The sequence below is a fragment of the Flavobacterium sp. GCM10022190 genome (genome assembly GCF_042656445.1).
GTDB classification, from domain to species: domain Bacteria; phylum Bacteroidota; class Bacteroidia; order Flavobacteriales; family Flavobacteriaceae; genus Flavobacterium; species Flavobacterium nitratireducens.
In genome coordinates this window covers 526,119-543,970 of record NZ_JBHSOQ010000003.1, presented here as the reverse complement: position 1 = coordinate 543,970, position 17,852 = coordinate 526,119, and the positions used below count along the sequence as shown (strand labels likewise).

Here is a 17,852-nt window from a genome sequence, read left to right as displayed (position 1 = left end):
TTAAAAAATGCGCTATGTTATTAACAAAAACGATATAGTGTCGACATTATCTGCATAATCCCATAATTTAGGCTTTTGTGTTTGTCCAAAGGGAATACTGTTTTTAATTAAATTATTACTCACGATACATTGGATTTGTTCGGAGTCATTTTCTAGTTTGTTTTTTACATCTTCAAGGTCTTTGTAGTATTCATAAAAAACACTAGAAATAGGGGAGGAATAACTATTGTCCTCTTTTATAGTCAAGAAACCATTGTCTAATAATTGAAAATTACTCATCAAGAAAACAGCTTTGTTGTAATCGTAATTGTTAGCATATTTTTCATATTGAATCACATTTTGGTATTCAAACATAGCTTCAAAAAAGGAATCGAAAACATAGCCTTCTGGTACAAAAAGTTTAGAAACATTGCGGCAACCCAGTCCAAAATACCTAAAAATATCCTCGCCTAATGCAATTAAATCTTCTTTGGTTTCTTTGCCGTTCAATACCGCGACAGAGTTTCTGTTTTTGCGAATAATAGCAGGTTTGTCTTTGAAATAATATTCAAAATATCGAGCCGTATTGTTACTTCCTGTAGCAATCACTGCATCAAAATTTTCAAGTTTGCCTTCGGCAAAAGTAATTTTGTTAGCTAATTCAGGAGCGATATGAATTAAATATTTGGCTAAAAATGGAAGTAAATGTTGATCGTTCGATGATGTTTTTACAACCACATCATGACCTGTGATTAGCACACTTAGAAAATCATGAAAACCAACAAGAGGGATGTTTCCAGCAAGAATTAAGGCTACCTTTTTTGGTTTTATATTATCGAGAGAATAGTTAGAAAGCCATTGGTTAATACTTTCTTCTGTTAAGGCTTGCGCCCAAGATTGTATTGCAAAATACACCTGTTCAGGAGTGTACCATCCGTTATGCGATTGTGAAAGCTGAATTAAATCAACAAAAGAATCAAAAAAAACAGCATTCCCTTGAACGTCTTCTCTTTGTTTGTTTTCGGTTTCAGAAAATTGACTTAGAAATTTTCCTAAGGCTACAAAAATATTTTTTTTGTTTTCTATTGTCATATTGTTTGCTTATGAAATGTTTTGATTGTAATTTTGCACAAAAATAAGTATAATATAGTCGAAAGACAAAAGTTATAACTGCTAGCTTGTTAAAACTGTATTGCTTTCGTACTTTAACCATAAAACCAAAACATAATGGCAATTATAATAACAGACGAATGTATCAACTGTGGTGCATGTGAACCAGAATGTCCAAATACTGCAATCTATGAAGGTGCTGATGATTGGAGATATAAAGATGGTACTAAATTAAGTGGAAAAGTAATTCTTCCTGATGGAACTGAAGTAGATGCTGAAGAGGCTCAAACTCCAATTTCTGATGAGGTGTATTATATCGTTCCAGGAAAATGTACAGAGTGTAAAGGATTCCATGACGAGCCTCAATGTGCTGCTGTTTGTCCTGTTGATTGCTGTATTCCAGATGAAAATCATGTAGAGGATGAAGAAACCTTGTTGAATAGACAAGCTTTCTTGCATAATGAATAGTGAATTATATTTTTAATTTCAATTTAGAAAAAATCCTGAGCATAACACTCAGGATTTTTTTTGTTTTAGAATATTTTAGAAATTAAAACCTAATCGGGCATAGTAATAAGCTCCGCTAAAACCCATTTGAACAGCATCCCAATAACCACCACCTTCTACATCAGCATCTTGTTGATCAGGGTAAACATTGAATAGGTTGTTAGCTCCAATACTTAGTTTAGAATTTTTGTTTAATTTAAATCCTAAAGTTAAATCGGTTACTAGTTTTGAACTATAATAGTCAGTAGCTCCACCATAATCAATTAGCTTAACTTCGCTAAAACGGGTAAATGCTAATCCTGTGTTAAACCAATTTACATCGTAACTAAGGTTTAGTCCAAATTTATTTTTAGGTGCTGAAGCTAATAAAAAGGCTTTTTCTCTTTCGCCAAAGAAAATTTCTTTGTCTAAAGTACCATTTTTAACACTTCCAATTTTCATATCATTTATGTTTCCTACTAAAGTGGCACTAAATGTTTGGTCTGCAAATTTCTTTTTCCAAGAAAGGACTACATCCAAACCATAGGTTTTGGTATTAACGCCATTAACGAAAAATTGCGCTTCATCGACACCTAAATTAAAGGTAGAAGCATCAAAATAACCAGTCAAAACAATCCTGTCTTTTACATTGATAAAATAGCCGTCAACAGTGGCATTAAAATCACCAAAAGTAGAAGTGAAGCCGAATGAGGCATTTACGGCTTTTTCTTCATTAAGTTTTTCAATGCCAAATGCTTTGGTAACTGGGCTGTTATTTGGTGACAGTAATATTTCAGAAGCACCGCTTGAGCTAAAGTTGGTAAATCTTAGGTTATAATAAATTTGAGCTAATGATGGAGCTCTAAATCCTGTACTAATAGAACCTCTAATGTTAAAATTGTCTGAAGCTTTGATACGGGTTGCTAGTTTTCCGTTGAATGTGCTTCCAAAATCACTATAATTTTCAAAACGCATCGCTCCGCTAATTAAAAAGGATTTATTTACATCAAGCTCTAAATCGGTATATAAAGATACATTAGAGCGACTTTTGTCTACCACATTTGCGGGACTATATCCTGGGAATCCTTGTGAGCCTCCAGGTCTTGCTTCATTTGAAATAGGGTCAATAGGTGCTGATTGTGTGCTTGGGTCAGTTATAGGTCTGCTGTTGGTGTCATAAGTAGCATAAGAACCTTCTTCTCCGGCAAAAATATTAAAAGTTTCGGTTCTGAATTCCGAACCAAAAGCAATGTTTAAACCATCTAAAACCGAATCAAAGTTTTTAGAAAAATCTAAATTGGTAGTATTTTGACTTAGGCTATGACCACCAGCATCAAATTCAGTTGGCGAGGCTTCTTCGAGTGATGCATTAATGGTTCCTTTGATGTAATAATGGAATAAGTTTTTTCCAAAAGTATTACTGAAGTCGATTTTCCAGCCACTTTTGGTTTCTGTTTTGATACCCGCCGCAAAAGAATTGTCAAGAATATTAGAAGTGATTCGTGGTGTGTAACCTCCAGGATAAATGGATTCAACCACTCTTTCTCCATCATTTCTAGTGAACGCATAAGCATCAGTGTCACGATAATTTCGTCCTCCAAAAGCATAAATTTCCGTTTTATCTGAAACAGGTATTGACAGGTTTCCAAATAAGTTAAAACCTAAAATTGAAGCCTCACCAAATCCTTTTCTGAAATCAAAACCAGGGCGTAATGTTTTGTTTTTGTTTAAATATTCGGTTGTAAAATTGGCATATCCTCCTTTTTCGCCAACAGCCACGCCATAATTTGCAGATACTTTTACAGAACCTCCATCAAAGGCTTGGTCTTTTCCGTATGTGTTTCCAAAACCGTTTTGATCTAATCTGTAACCGTCAGTATTTGCTGTTCCTGTAGGGAAGTCTCCTTTAGCATTAGTGTTGTAGGCGCCATAAGAAACTGTTCCTGTGAATTCATCAATATTATCGTTTAGAACAATATTTACTACCCCGGCAATAGCATCTGAACCGTATTGTGCTGCTGCACCGTCTCTTAAAATTTCAATTCTTTTTATCGAAGCAGCAGGAATGGCATTTAAGTCGGTACCAGTATTACCTCTACCACGTGTTCCAAATAAATTAATCAAGGAAGATTGATGTCTTCTTTTTCCATTGATTAATACTAAAGTCTGGTCAGGTCCAAGACCTCTTAAAGTAGCAGGATCTACGTGATCAGCTCCATCAGAGCCTGATTGTTTATTAGCGTTAAATGAAGGTGCTACATATTGTAGTAATTCATTGATTTCTAATTTTCCACTCTGCGTACTTACGTCCCTCATGTTGATGATGTCAATAGGAACAGCGGTGTTTACTACGGTTCTTTTTGTGTTTCTCGAACCTACAATTACCACATCACTTAATATTTCGCCACCTTCAGAATTTAGGGTCACGTTTATTACGCTGTTGGTAGCTTGTTTTTCAGTGGTTTTGTATCCAATGTAGCTAAATACCAAAGTTGCACCCTCTTTTACTTTGATGACATATTTTCCATCTAAATCGGTGGAAACACCATTATTAGTTCCTTTTTCAATAATATTTACTCCAGGCAGATTGCTGCCAGTTTGGTCTTTGACAACCCCGGAAATGCTTTTTTGTGCTATGATCGAGCTAAAACTCAAAAGCAGAATTAATAGGTGGACGTTTTTCATACTAGTCTAAGTTTAAGTTGTTTGATGTTGCAATATAACAAAATTTTAACATTTTTTATGATTTAGTTTCTGGAAAATGTTTAATTGTCTAAAAAATATTTAATGTATTTAAGAAAGGGATGCACTTTTTTAAATAAATAAAGTAGTAATTTCATTTTTATCTTTCGTTAATAGCTTCTAATACATTTATTAAATCTTATATTTGCACACTTTTAAAAATAAATTTTTCAAAAAGCACTTTCTAATTGTGCTGTAAAAAATATAAATAACATGAAAGCAGGAATTGTAGGATTACCTAATGTTGGAAAATCAACACTTTTTAATTGTTTGTCAAATGCTAAGGCGCAGAGTGCAAACTTTCCTTTTTGTACTATCGAACCTAATATTGGTGTGGTAAATGTTCCAGACCCTAGAATTGCACGTTTAGAGGAATTAGTTAAACCAGAGCGTGTTCAAATGGCTACAGTAGATATTGTGGATATTGCGGGTTTAGTAAAAGGAGCAAGTAAAGGAGAAGGTTTAGGAAATCAATTTCTGGGTAATATCCGCGAGTGTAATGCTATTATTCATGTTTTACGCTGTTTTGATAACGATAATATTGTTCACGTAGATGGAAATGTAAATCCTATTCGTGATAAAGAAACAATTGATATCGAATTGCAGTTGAAAGATTTAGAAACGGTTGAAAAACGTTTGGAGAAAGTAAATCGTGCTGCAAAAACAGGTAATAAAGAAGCACAAACCGAAAAAGCGCTTTTAGATAGAATTAAAGATGCTTTGTTGCAAGCAAAATCGGCAAGAACAGTAGTTCCTCAAAACAATGATGAAGAAGCTTTGATGGAAGATTTTCAATTGATTACTACAAAACCCGTTTTGTATGTTTGTAATGTAGACGAAGCTTCGGCTGTTACGGGAAACAAATATGTGGATCAAGTTCGTGAATTGGTAAAAGATGAAAACGCAGAAGTTATTGTACTTTCTGTAGGTGCTGAGGCAGATATTACTGAATTAGAAAGTTATGAAGAGCGTCAGGTTTTCTTGGAAGATTTAGGTCTTACTGAACCAGGTTCGGCAGTTTTAATTCGTGCGGCTTATAAATTATTAAACTTACAAACCTATTTTACAGCAGGAGTAAAAGAAGTTCGTGCTTGGACAATTAATATTGGGGATACAGCGCCAAAAGCGGCAGGTGTAATTCACTCGGATTTTGAAAAAGGATTTATCCGTGCAGAAGTAATTGCGTATGAAGATTTTTCTAATTATGGTTCAGAAGCCAAAGTTAAAGAAGCAGGAAAGTTACGTGTGGAAGGTAAGGAGTATATCGTGAAAGATGGAGATGTAATGCATTTTAGATTTAACGTATAAGATTACATAATTTTAGTATAAATTAGAAAACCTACAAAAGAATTTTTGTAGGTTTTTTTTGTTCTTGTTAATTTTTTTCGTTCCTTTATAGCTACCAATTCTTAAAATATTTTGTTATGGACCTGCAACAAATTGTTTTAGATGATCAGAAAAAGGCTAATGTCGTTTATTCTTCGGTAGACTTTAGTTCAGATAAGGTAAATTTAGTATTGGCTTTTGGCGAAAGGTCATTGCTAGAACGTCTTCAACCTTATAATGCGATACATACTTTGTATCCTAATGCTGAAATTGTGATTTGTTCTACTTCAGGACAAATTTCTAATACTAGTTTAGTTGAAAATAATGTTGTAGCTACTGCCATATCTTTTGAAAAAACCGAAATTAAAGTGGCAGAAATAGATGTTGTAAAAGAATCTAATATTCAGGAATTAGTAAAGAGAATCCAAAAAGATTTTTATGAAAAAAGCCTTAAATCGGTATTAATACTTTCAGAAGGTAGTTTTGTAAATGGAACGGAACTTATCAATGAGCTTATAAAACTTACCGAAGGCAAAATACCTATTTTTGGAGGTTTAGCCGGTGATGAATATAATTTTAAAAAAACCATCGTAGGCTTAAATCAGGATGCTGTTCCTGGAAAGATAGTTGCGGTAGGTTTTTATGGAAATGCAATTCACTTTGGTTTTGGTTCCGATGGAGGTTGGAGTGATTTTGGTCCTGAAAGAAAAGTTACGCAATCCGATAAAAATGTATTGTATAAAATAGGAGATCGATTTGCATTAGATTTATACAAAGAATATTTAGGAAAATATGCAGACGAATTACCAGGATCTTCACTGTATTTTCCTCTTTCCATGAAAGAGAGCAATGAATCAGAACCTGTTGTAAGAACGATTCTTTCTATAGACGAAGAAAATAAATCAATGACCTTTGCGGGAAATATTCCAGAGGGAGCACTGGTACGATTGATGAAAGGAAATTTAGACCGACTAGTTGACGCCTCTTATAGTGCTGCTTCTCAGACAATCACGGAACAACATGATAAACCAGAATTAGCCTTATTAGTAAGCTGTGTAGGACGAAAAATTGTTCTGGGGAATCGAATAGAAGAAGAGTTGGATGTGGTTAAAGAAGTATTTGGAGAAAATACTCTAGTTTGTGGTTTCTATTCTTATGGAGAAATATCGCCTAAGCTTGAAAAAGTGGCGTGCGAACTCCATAATCAAACAATGACAATTGCAACTTTTTATGAAGAATTGTGATGGATAGAAAAAAATTACATCGACTATTAAACAGGCAAATCTCGAAATGTTTTTCGGATGAATTTATTGAAAATAATGAGTCTGTCCAAAAATTCATCGAATCGGTAAATCTTTCATATTTGAATTTTGATAAAGATGCCGAGTTGTTTGAGCAATCTACTCGATTAAATGATTTAGAGTATGATAAAATAAATCAAAAGTTATCTTTAGAATTAGATAAAAGAGAAAATCTTCAAAATAAACTCATTGAGGCAATTAAACAATTAAATGATCATGATTTTAAACTTCAAAATGGAGATGAGTCTACTGAAAGTTTAATACAAATTCTTCGTGGTGAGATTGATTTTAAAAGAGATTTTCAAAACGAATTGTATTTGGCCAAAATGAATGCCGAAAAGGCTAATGAAGCCAAGTCGGATTTTTTATCCATAATGAGTCATGAAATTAGAACACCTCTTAATGCTATTATTGGGTTGATTTACATAATGGAGAAAGAGAATACCTTGGTTAGTTTTAGAGAAAATTTAGAGGTATTAAAGTTTTCGGCACAAAATTTATTCATGCTCATTAATGATATTTTAGATTTTAACCGAATTGAAGCGGGTAAGATTGAGCTCGAAAAAATTCCTTTTGATTTTAAAGAATTAGTAGAGCATATCGCTAAATCATTTAAAATTAAAGCTTCGGAAAATTTGAATTCCATCGATGTGGTAATTGATGATGATTTTACTCCTTATTTGATTAGTGACCCCTTACGAATTGGTCAAATAATTACCAATTTAGTTTCCAATGCAATTAAATTTACCAAAAAAGGCTCAATCCAAATCAAAATTGACCAAATAGGAATTAGAGAAAGTATTTCGGTTTTTAAAGTTCAAGTAATCGATACAGGAATTGGGATTGATGTACATAAATTCAAATCTATTTTTCAAAAATTTGAGCAAGCAGAAGTTAAAACCTCAAGACAATTTGGTGGAACAGGTTTAGGCTTGGCGATTACTAAAAAGCTACTTCATTTGTTAGGTTCAGAAATTGAATTGCAAAGTGAAATTGGAGTAGGCTCTACATTTAGTTTTGTACTGGAATTGCCTTTCTTCATGACCGATGTCGAATTGAAAAATGATATAGTACGTCATGATTACAAAGAAGAAAACCTAGATGGATTGAATGTGCTTTTAGTTGAGGACAATATGATAAACATGAAAATAGCCGAAAAAATTCTCAAACAATGGGGAGTTGTAGTCGATAAGGCGGAGAACGGACTTGTAGCAGTTGAAAAGTTTAAAGCTCATACTTACGATGTTATTTTGATGGATCTTTCGATGCCTGTTATGGATGGGTATGAGGCCACAGCTATTATTAGAGGTTCTAATACGATGATTCCTATTATTGCTTTAACGGCTTCTTCATCCTATAGTTATTTGGAAAAAGCACTTCAAATAGGAGTTAATGATTACATTATAAAGCCATTTAATCCCAAAGAATTAAATATGAAAATGAGAAGATATTTTAAATGATTTTTAGACGTCATCTTTTTTATTTTATTATTTTTAATAAAAATAGATCATTATGAAAATCATCGCTTTTGCAGGAAGTCCGAGTAAAAACTCTATCAATAAAAAATTAGCTACATATGCGGCTGGATTGTTTCAAAATGCAGAAGTGGAAATTTTAGATTTAAATGATTATCAAATGCCACTTTTTAGTGTGGATATCGAAGCTGAAATTGGGCAGCATGAATTGGCTAAAGCTTTTTTATCAAAAATTAAATCTGCAGATTTTTTAGTGGTTTCTTTGGCTGAAAATAATGGAAATTATTCGGCAGCATTCAAAAATTTATACGATTGGTGTTCCCGAATTGTTCCAAAAGTTTTCCAGGGAAAACCAATGTTGTTAATGGCTACCTCTCCAGGAGGCAGAGGCGGTGCTACCGTTTTAGAAATTGCTAAAAATGCTTTTCCACGTTATGGTGCGGATATAAAAGCTACTTTTTCTTTACCGAGTTTTAATGATAATTTTGATGTCGAAAAAGGAAAGATTTCTAATACCGAATTGGATGGTGAATTGAAAAAAACGATTCGTGAAATTCAAGAAAAGTAATCGATTATTTCGTTTTAACGATAAGATATTTTTTTTGTCTTGGTATTGGACTGTTCTTAATTCTAAAATCTGTTTTCTGCTTTCTCTTTTTCCCACTGTCAATATCATTTTTGATAACTTTGGTCGTAAGCCCTTTTAAAATAGGGTGAGATATGCTATATTAGCAAAAAATCCACAAAATTTAATGTCAGATCAAAGTAAATATACCGAAGATAATATTCGGTCACTCGACTGGAAAGAACATATTCGTATGCGTCCCGGTATGTATATCGGGAAATTGGGTGATGGTTCTTCACCTGATGATGGTATCTATATTTTATTGAAAGAAGTACTCGATAACTGTATCGATGAGTTTGTCATGGGATCAGGAAAAACGATCGAGGTGACTATCAGGGACAAAACCGTAGCGGTTCGCGATTACGGACGTGGAATTCCATTAGGTAAAGTGGTCGATGTGGTTTCTAAAATGAATACGGGAGGAAAGTATGATTCCTTGGCCTTCAAGAAATCCGTTGGTTTGAATGGGGTAGGTACGAAGGCGGTGAATGCTTTATCGACTTTCTTTAGGGTAGAATCGGTTCGTGAAGACAAACAAAAAGCAGCCGAATTCTCTGCTGGAAATTTGGTTCTGGAAGAAGATATCATAGAAACGACAAAGCGAAAAGGAACCAAAGTAACCTTTACGCCAGACGAAGCTATTTTTAAAAACTACAAATTCAGAAATGAGTATGTAGTTAAAATGCTTAAAAATTATTGTTACCTGAATACAGGTTTAACCATAATTTACAACGGCGATAAATTCTTTTCAGATTATGGATTAAAAGATTTATTAAACGAAAATATTGCCGAAGAAGATAAGGTTTACGACATCATTCACTTGAAAGGAGATGATATCGAAATCGCTATGACGCATAGTAAGTCGCAATACAGCGAGGAATACCATTCTTTTGTAAACGGACAAAATACGACTCAGGGGGGAACGCACTTAGTTGCCTTTAGAGAAGCCATTGTAAAAACCGTTAGGGAATTTTACAATAAAGGTTTTGAACCTTCGGATATTCGTAAATCCATTGTGGGAGCGGTGAGTATTAAGGTGATGGAACCTGTATTCGAATCGCAAACCAAAACCAAATTAGGTTCAACAGAAGTAGGTTCAGAACCGGGAATGCCATCGGTAAGGACTTTTGTAAATGATTTTGTCAAAAATAATCTTGACAATTATTTGCACAAAAATCCAGAAACGGCCGATTTGTTGTTGCGCAAAATTTTACAAGCCGAAAGAGAACGTAAAGAACTCTCAGGTATTCGAAAATTAGCCAAAGACAGAGCTAAAAAAGCGAGTTTGCACAACAAAAAATTACGTGATTGTCGCGTGCATTTACCAGATATTAAAAATCCAAGATATTTAGAAAGTACCCTATTTATTACCGAGGGGGATTCGGCTTCGGGTTCGATTACCAAATCGCGTGACGTGAATACACAAGCGGTATTTAGTTTGCGTGGTAAGCCTTTGAACTCTTACGGAATGAGTAAAAAAATTGTGTACGAGAATGAGGAATTCAATTTGTTACAAGCGGCTTTGGATATCGAAGACGATATGGAAAATCTGCGTTACAACAACATCGTAATCGCTACCGATGCCGATGTCGATGGTATGCACATTCGCTTGTTATTGATTACGTTCTTTTTGCAATTTTTCCCAGAATTAATCAAAGAAGGGCATTTGTATATTTTGCAAACGCCTTTGTTCAGGGTTCGAAATAAAAAAGAAACGATTTATTGCTATTCCGAAGAAGAAAGAGTGGCAGCAATCGAAAAGCTAAAACCAAAACCGGAAATCACCCGATTTAAAGGTTTGGGAGAGATTTCTCCAAATGAGTTTCAGCATTTCATTGGCGATGACATTCGATTAGATCCTATTATGATGGATAAAAATACTTCGGTAGAACAATTGTTGTCTTTTTATATGGGTAAAAATACCCCAGACCGACAAGAGTTTATCATCAAGAATTTGAAGGTGGAAGTGGATACAATGGAAGAGGCTTAGTTTTTAAAAGCCAGATTTTAATTGAGCAAAACCAAGAGTTGGACAAATTTTTATAATAGAAAAACTGAAATAAATTCAGCATAAATGAAAGACGAAGAAGACGATAACATCATTCCAGACAACGAAGAAAATAACGAAGAGCAGGATGCAATTGAGGAGAATCAAGATGGCGATGAGTCAGAGGAACCTATTGAAGTAGCCGCTTCTTCTTTTGAAGGAAGTCATTTTTACGAAAATCAGGACGAGGGTGATGGTAGTGATACCATTACCAAGGTTACTGGTATGTACAAAGACTGGTTTTTGGATTATGCTTCTTATGTAATTTTGGAGCGTGCCGTTCCGGCTATCGAGGACGGATTCAAACCGGTTCAGCGTCGTATTATGCATTCCTTGAAAGAGTTGGATGATGGTCGTTATAACAAAGTGGCCAATGTAGTAGGGCACACCATGCAGTATCACCCCCACGGAGATGCGAGTATTGCGGATGCCATGGTGCAAATTGGTCAAAAAGATTTATTAATTGATTGTCAGGGAAACTGGGGTAATATTCTAACAGGTGATGGTGCTGCGGCTTCACGTTATATTGAAGCGCGTTTGTCTAAGTTTGCTCTGGAAGTTTTGTATTCGCCTAAGATTACCGAATGGGGTGTTTCCTATGATGGTAGAAAAGCCGAACCAATCAATCTTCCAGTAAAATTTCCATTGTTATTAGCTCAGGGAGCAGAGGGAATTGCAGTAGGACTTTCGACGAAAGTATTACCTCATAACTTCAATGAGCTGATTGATGCTTCTATAAAAATTTTAAAAGGAAAGCCATTTACGCTGTATCCTGATTTTATGACGGCGGGTATTGCCGATGTGTCGAACTACAATGACGGTATGCGCGGCGGACGTGTGCGTGTGCGTGCCAAAATTGCTCAGCTGGACAAAAATACTTTAGTTATTACCCAAATTCCGTTTTCTACGAATACCTCGACTTTGATTGATAGTATTTTGAAGGCGAATGAAAAAGGGAAAATCAAAATCAAGAAAATTGAAGACAATACCGCTGCTGAGGTTGAGATTTTAATTCATTTGTATCCAGGTGTTTCTCCAGATAAAACGATTGATGCCTTGTTTGCTTTTACCGCCTGCGAAACATCAGTGGCGCCATTAGGTTGCGTGATTGAAGATAATAAGCCTTTGTTTATTGGGGTTTCACAGATGTTGAAAATTTCAACTAACAGGACTGTGGATTTATTGCGTCAGGAGTTGGAAATTCAATTGGAAGAATTAAAAAACAAATGGCATTTTTCGACCCTGGAAAAAATCTTCATTCGTGAAGAAATGTATATTGATTTCAAATTGTATCATGATAAAGAATCTTTATTTAAATACATGTACGATCGTTTTGAGCCTTTCAAAAAATCATTTGTTAGAGAAATAAATGATGAGGATTTACAGCGATTGACTCAAATTCCGATGATTCGTATTACGCGTTTCGATTCTGATAAGGCCGATGATTTCATTGCCAAATTGGAAGAGGAAATGACGGAGGTAGAATACAATTTGGAACATATTATTGATTTTGCCATTGCTTATTTTACCAAGTTAAAAGAGAAATACGGAAAAGGAAGAGAGCGTCAAACTGAGTTGCGTATTTTTGATGATATCGAAGCCACAAAAGTAGTATTGCGTAATACCAAATTGTATGTAGACAGAGCAGAAGGTTTCGTAGGTACCAGTTTGAAAAAAGACGAATACGTTACCGATTGTTCGGATATTGATGATGTGATTGTTTTCTTGAGAGATGGAAGTATGATGGTAACTAAAGTAGATGCCAAAACTTTCGTTGGGAAAGACATTATTTACGTGGCCGTTTTTGACAAGAGTGATAAACGCACCATTTATAATATGGTGTATCGAGACGGTAAATCAGGGCCTTCTTATATTAAGCGATTTAATGTTTCTGGGGTAACCAGAGACAAATTGTACGATTTGACCAATGGAACTAAAGGTTCTCAAGTCTTGTATTTTACTTGCAATCCAAATGGGGAAGCAGAAGTGATTTCGATTCTTTTACGCCAAATAAGCAATATTAAGAAATTGAAATTCGATTTGGATTTTGCCAAATTAGCTATTAAAGGACGTGCTTCTAAAGGGAATTTGGTAACCAAATATCCAATTAAGAAAATCGAAATTAAAGAAAAAGGGATTTCTACTTTGTTGCCGAGAAAGATTTGGTATGATGATACCGTTCAGCGATTGAATGTAGATGGTAGAGGTGAATTATTGGGTGAATTTAGGCCTAGTGATAAAATCCTAATCATTCAGCAATCAGGAAAGTTGAAGGTGATCATTCCGGAATTATCAACGCACTTTGAGGAAGACATGATTGTGTTGGAAAAATGGATTCCTAAAAAACCTATTTCGGCCATTTATTATGATGGGGAAAAAGAACGCTATTATTTGAAACGTTTCTTGGTGGAAAATGAAGGCAAAGAGGATATATTTATTACAGAACATCCTAACTCTCAATTAGAATTAGTTTCTACAGATTATAGACCAATGGTAGAGTTGGTTTTTTCTAAAGTAAAAGGGGTACAAAAAGAAAGTATCACAGTTGATGTTGAAAATTTCATAGCGATAAAAGGATTTAAAGCCCTAGGAAATCAATTAACAACCGATAAGCTAAAACAGGTCAATGCGTTAGAGCCATTGCCTTATGAAGCTCCTGAAGAAGTCATAGCCGAGGAATTAGAGGTTAAAGGCGAATTAAATGCCGATGATACTCAAGTACAATTGGACGAAGACGGTCAGATAGGTTTAGTATTAGAATAAAAAAAACTTCCGCTACGGCGGAAGTTTTTTTTTAGGTATTTACCGAAAGAGTTGGTACAATTTCATCTCTTTATTTTCTTTCAACTTTTTAATGATTTTTAGAAAAGCAATTGCGGTAATGTAGGCATCCCCCACAGCGGTATGTCGGTCTTTTTTTGAAATATCAAACTTATCAGCCAAATCATCAAGGGTATAATGATCCTTGTGTTGAATCAAGTTGGATTTTATAAGCGTTCTTTTGTACAAAGAAGCGGTATCCAAGGTTTTGTTTTTAAGTGTATCCATTCCATTTCTTTTCAAAGCATTATTGATCATCGTAATGTCAAATAGGGCATGATGAGCGATAATAATAGAATCACCTACATAATCCAAAAATAATTTCAAAACCTGAATTTCAGTTTTATGGTCTAATACATCACTACGGATGATACCATGTATTTGTACACTCGTTTTGTCAAAATGTTCTTGATCCATATAGTGTTCAAAAACATTTTGCAAATTGATAACGCCATTTTCTAATGTTATTGCACCAATGCAAAGAATACGATCGTTTTCATAATCAAAGCCAGTAGTTTCAGTATCTAAAACCACAAATCGCTCGGATTCTATAGGCCTATTTAAGGATTCGTCTATGGGTTTTTTCAAAATACCCAATATTTCAAGTATTTCTATAATTTTTTCTTTGAGTGTCATTATATTGTAATTTTTCCAGGATTAAAACGTATCGATATAACCTCCTGTAATTCTTTAATTGTCTTAAAAGTGGCTTTTAGTTTTACTTTTTCTAATTTGGTTAGCGCTTCTAATTCGATAAATTGTCCAGAATCATGGTGCAATAAACCTTGTTTAGTTCGGAATTTAAGTAAGGCTTTGTAGGAGTAGGCACAAGACAAATACAATTCTTTGTTTTGTGGTTCCAATTCAGCTAGTTTTTCAAAACGTTCAGGAGTATTGCTAATTCCTTTTATGCGATGGGATAATATTAAAACCCTTGCAGCATCGGCTAGTGGCATTAATGCACGGCGTTTTATGTCAAAGAAATCTTTGTGTGCGCCATCTTGCTCAACTAAAAATTGTCTAAAAAATCCCGTAGGCGAAGGGCTTTGCAGTGCGCCACTAACCAAGTGAACATAGAAAATAGGATTCGCTTCAATATCACCAAAAATATAATCTGCGAGTTCATTTGCTAGTTCTCTATCGCCATAAGATAAGCTATAATCAAAAAAGATGAACGACAGTAATACTTCATCTTTTCCAGGATTGCTAATCCAATCGTGTACTAATTCTTTCCATTGGTTTAAACTCAAACACCATTTTGGGTTAGAAGCCATCATTTCGGCAGGACAATAATCATAACCAATTTCGAAAAGTCCTTTGTTGACCTCGGCCGCTAAGTCCAAGAAATACTTGCGTGTTTTTTCTCGAATTACTTCAGGGACATCTTCGTATATCAAGGCATTATCTTGATCAGTGTGTAATAATTGTTCGCTACGTCCTTGACTTCCTAAAGCTAACCACGAAAAACGAGCTGGAGGAGGCGTTTTCATTTTGTCTAAAGACAATTCGATTACACGTTTGATGCAGGCATCGTTTAATTCAGTGATAATTTTAGACGTAAGTGTAATAGGGATATTTTGATCTAAATAGCCTTGTAGTAATTGCATGATTTTAGCACGAATAGGTTTGATCGCTTTCGCTTTTTTAACCCTTTTTAATGCTTTAATTAAAACCGCTGGATTGTTTCCTAAGGCTACCATGACATCATGTTTGGATAAAATACCTACCACTTTCGTATTAGTAGTTCCGTCTTTTGTCAAACAAAGATGACTGATATTACTTTTCATCATGGCCATTTGTGCTTGAGTAATGGTCATTTTTTTTGAATACGTAATTACAGGCGAATTCATAATTACATCGGCGGTAGTATTGATGGAATAGTCTCCCGTAACAATCTTATTTCGTAAATCTTTGTCGGTAATAATTCCTATAGGGAGCATATCTTCAACCACAAGCATTGCCCCAATATTCTTTTTAGTCATTGTTAGTGCAATTTCTTTGGCAGTAGCTGCTCGGGAACAAGTGACAATTTTTTTCGAATATTTAATAGGTTGAAGGTCTAATATTTTATTATCCTTATCAATAATATCACCACCAGCAGTTTCATCGTCTAAAAACTCACCGTATAATTTTTTACTATGACTTTTAGAATAGGGATTTTGCGTGTTTGAGGCAAAGCTATCAATGATGAAGCTCCCTACATTGGGGTTTTTGATCGCATAGGGTTTAAAAACGTCAATAGGTATGGCGTAGAGAATACTTTCTTCATGAGCACAAGCTTGCATCTTATAATTTTCATGCGCAATCAAAGGGCGTAGACCAAAAATATCGCCTTCGTCGCACATATCCAGGATATCGTTTTTCGATTTTTGACTAAGTTCAATTGCGCCTTTATGAACCACATAAAAGCAATTGTGTGTTTCTTCATTTTCTTCAAAAACAATAGCGCCTTTGTCTTTGTAAATAATTGAAACTTGCTCCGAAAGTACTTCGATATCGAATTTGTCTAGAAAATTAAAAGGGGGAAAGTTTTTTAAAAAGTCGGCTACTCTTTGTGAAATGGTATTTTTCATTAAAAAATATTTTTATGGCTAATTTTTTGGGTTTGTTTGGCTAAAGAAATACGAAATGCATTTCTTGGTATCAAATGCTAATGTATTAATTTTTATCTTTTAAAACGAAAGAAGCTCCAAAATGGAGCTTCAAATTCGTAGTTGATGGGCATTACTTTTTTTTGGTTGCTTTCATATTGAGAGCTTCTACCATAAGTGAAAATGAAATTGCAAAATACAAATAGCCTTTTGGAATAGGTGTTACATGACTACCAAAAATTAAGGCATTGGACAAATGCGCACTTTCGGTAACTAACATTAAACCAATTAGAATTAAAAATGCCAATCCTAAAATTTGAATTGAAGGATGTCTATTAACAAAACTTCCAACAGGTACAGCAAATTGCATCATAATTAATACCGAAATAATCACCGCTGTAATCATGATGTACAAAGCACCTGCTACGCCATTAGTCATTCCTACCGCAGTTAAGATACTATCAAAAGAGAAAACAATATCAATCAATATGATTTGGACAATTACACTGCTGAATGTTTTTGCTGCTGCCTTTTTAATTTCTTGCTCTTCTTCCCCTTTATGGTCTACCTTTTCTCTGATTTCGTTCGTGCTTTTATAAATAAGGAATAAGCCTCCTAATAATAAAATGATGCTTTGACCCGAAACCTGTGCTGTCATCCAGCTAAAATCAATGCTAAACCAAGGTTCTTTCATTGCAATTAAATAGGAAATTCCTAATAACAGAAAAATACGCATGAACATAGCTAGGAACATACCAATTTTAGTCGCTTTTTTACGGCTTTCTTCCGGTAATTTTCCTGTAGCAATTGAGATGAAAATGATATTATCAATTCCGAGTACGATTTCTAGAAAGGTTAATGTGATAAGAGCAATCCATGCATCTGGATTTAAAAATACTTCCATTTTGTATAGGTTAGGGGTTATGATTTATGTGTTGTGAGTTTAAGGAATTATAATTCTCCAATTTTTGTAACGGTTCCTCGTTGTTTTTGATCGGAGCCTATGATTCCGAATTCAAAGGTATAGGTATTTCCGGAAGTCGTCAAAATTTTCATGCCAATGGCTTTTTCTTCTGCCATATTTTTAGGATGTTTTTTTTTCAAAACATACTCACAATCGCTAATCCAGCGGATAGAAGCGGTATCTGTTTTTCCTTCAAAAGTTTCAATTTCTATGCTGTCATTACGCTCAAAAGCGGTTACTTTTTTTTCTCCGTTTACTTCGTATTCAAAACGGAATTTTCCTGTTTTAAAATCTTTGCAATTGTGTTCTGCCTGATAACAAGAAACTAAAAGTAGAAGTAGAGGAAGTAGTATTATTTTTTTCATTCTCTTTATTGGGTTAGATTC

The 17,852-nt window shown here is 34.5% G+C and carries 13 protein-coding genes; 7 read left to right on the top strand and 6 right to left on the bottom strand.

Going from position 1 to position 17,852, the window contains the following annotated elements; genetic code table 11:
- Positions 1–12 precede the first annotated feature (12 nt).
- Positions 13–1,071 carry an acyl-CoA reductase gene (locus ACFPTQ_RS12400; RefSeq protein WP_379777847.1) on the bottom strand — a complete coding sequence of 353 codons (1,059 nt, stop codon included), beginning with the start codon at positions 1,069–1,071 and terminating at the stop codon, positions 13–15.
- Between the two features lie 135 nt (positions 1,072–1,206).
- Here ACFPTQ_RS12400 and ACFPTQ_RS12395 point away from each other — a divergent pair, with 135 nt between their 5' ends.
- On the top strand, positions 1,207–1,557 hold the full coding sequence (locus ACFPTQ_RS12395; RefSeq protein ID WP_379777846.1) for a 4Fe-4S dicluster domain-containing protein: 351 nt from the start codon (positions 1,207–1,209) through the stop codon (positions 1,555–1,557).
- Positions 1,558–1,632: 75 nt separating this feature from the next.
- On the opposite strand, the gene ACFPTQ_RS12390 is transcribed toward ACFPTQ_RS12395, so the two are convergent.
- Entirely contained in the window at positions 1,633–4,260 is a 2,628-nt protein-coding gene (locus ACFPTQ_RS12390; RefSeq protein WP_379777845.1) for a TonB-dependent receptor, read from the bottom strand.
- A gap of 270 nt (positions 4,261–4,530) precedes the next feature.
- Here ACFPTQ_RS12390 and ychF point away from each other — a divergent pair, with 270 nt between their 5' ends.
- The 6 genes from ychF to ACFPTQ_RS12360 all read left to right on the top strand — a co-directional run bounded on the left by ychF (position 4,531) and on the right by ACFPTQ_RS12360 (position 13,854).
- Positions 4,531–5,625: a redox-regulated ATPase YchF gene (gene ychF / locus ACFPTQ_RS12385; RefSeq protein WP_379777844.1), complete on the top strand. Its 1,095-nt coding sequence runs from the start codon at positions 4,531–4,533 to the stop codon at positions 5,623–5,625.
- 116 nt (positions 5,626–5,741) lie between these two features.
- Positions 5,742–6,887 carry an FIST signal transduction protein gene (locus ACFPTQ_RS12380; protein ID WP_379777843.1) on the top strand — a complete coding sequence of 382 codons (1,146 nt, stop codon included), beginning with the start codon at positions 5,742–5,744 and terminating at the stop codon, positions 6,885–6,887.
- Positions 6,887–8,404 carry a response regulator gene (locus tag ACFPTQ_RS12375; RefSeq protein ID WP_379777842.1) on the top strand — a complete coding sequence of 506 codons (1,518 nt, stop codon included), beginning with the start codon at positions 6,887–6,889 and terminating at the stop codon, positions 8,402–8,404. Before ACFPTQ_RS12380 ends, ACFPTQ_RS12375 begins: the two co-directional genes overlap by 1 nt.
- Positions 8,405–8,456: 52 nt before the next feature.
- A complete protein-coding gene (locus tag ACFPTQ_RS12370; protein WP_379777841.1) occupies positions 8,457–8,987 on the top strand; it encodes an NADPH-dependent FMN reductase in 531 nt (176 codons plus the stop codon).
- A 184-nt stretch (positions 8,988–9,171) separates the two neighbouring features.
- Positions 9,172–11,034, top strand: a complete 1,863-nt coding sequence (locus ACFPTQ_RS12365) for a DNA topoisomerase IV subunit B (protein WP_379777840.1) — start codon at positions 9,172–9,174, stop codon at positions 11,032–11,034.
- An 84-nt stretch (positions 11,035–11,118) separates the two neighbouring features.
- Positions 11,119–13,854 (top strand): DNA gyrase/topoisomerase IV subunit A, encoded by a 2,736-nt coding sequence (locus tag ACFPTQ_RS12360; RefSeq protein WP_379777839.1) that lies wholly within the window; start codon positions 11,119–11,121, stop codon positions 13,852–13,854.
- A 39-nt stretch (positions 13,855–13,893) separates the two neighbouring features.
- Here the strand turns inward: ACFPTQ_RS12360 and ACFPTQ_RS12355 are convergent, their stop codons facing one another.
- The 4 genes from ACFPTQ_RS12355 to ACFPTQ_RS12340 form a co-directional block, all read right to left on the bottom strand.
- A complete protein-coding gene (locus tag ACFPTQ_RS12355) occupies positions 13,894–14,547 on the bottom strand; it encodes a PolC-type DNA polymerase III (RefSeq protein WP_379777838.1) in 654 nt (217 codons plus the stop codon).
- Entirely contained in the window at positions 14,547–16,484 is a 1,938-nt protein-coding gene (locus ACFPTQ_RS12350; RefSeq protein WP_379777837.1) for a DUF294 nucleotidyltransferase-like domain-containing protein, read from the bottom strand. The genes ACFPTQ_RS12355 and ACFPTQ_RS12350 overlap by 1 nt, the downstream gene beginning before the upstream one ends.
- 151 nt (positions 16,485–16,635) lie before the next feature.
- On the bottom strand, positions 16,636–17,406 hold the full coding sequence (locus tag ACFPTQ_RS12345; RefSeq protein WP_379777836.1) for a TerC family protein: 771 nt from the start codon (positions 17,404–17,406) through the stop codon (positions 16,636–16,638).
- A 47-nt stretch (positions 17,407–17,453) separates the two neighbouring features.
- On the bottom strand, positions 17,454–17,831 hold the full coding sequence (locus ACFPTQ_RS12340) for a DNA topoisomerase IV (protein ID WP_379777835.1): 378 nt from the start codon (positions 17,829–17,831) through the stop codon (positions 17,454–17,456).
- Between the last annotated feature and the right edge of the window lie 21 nt (positions 17,832–17,852).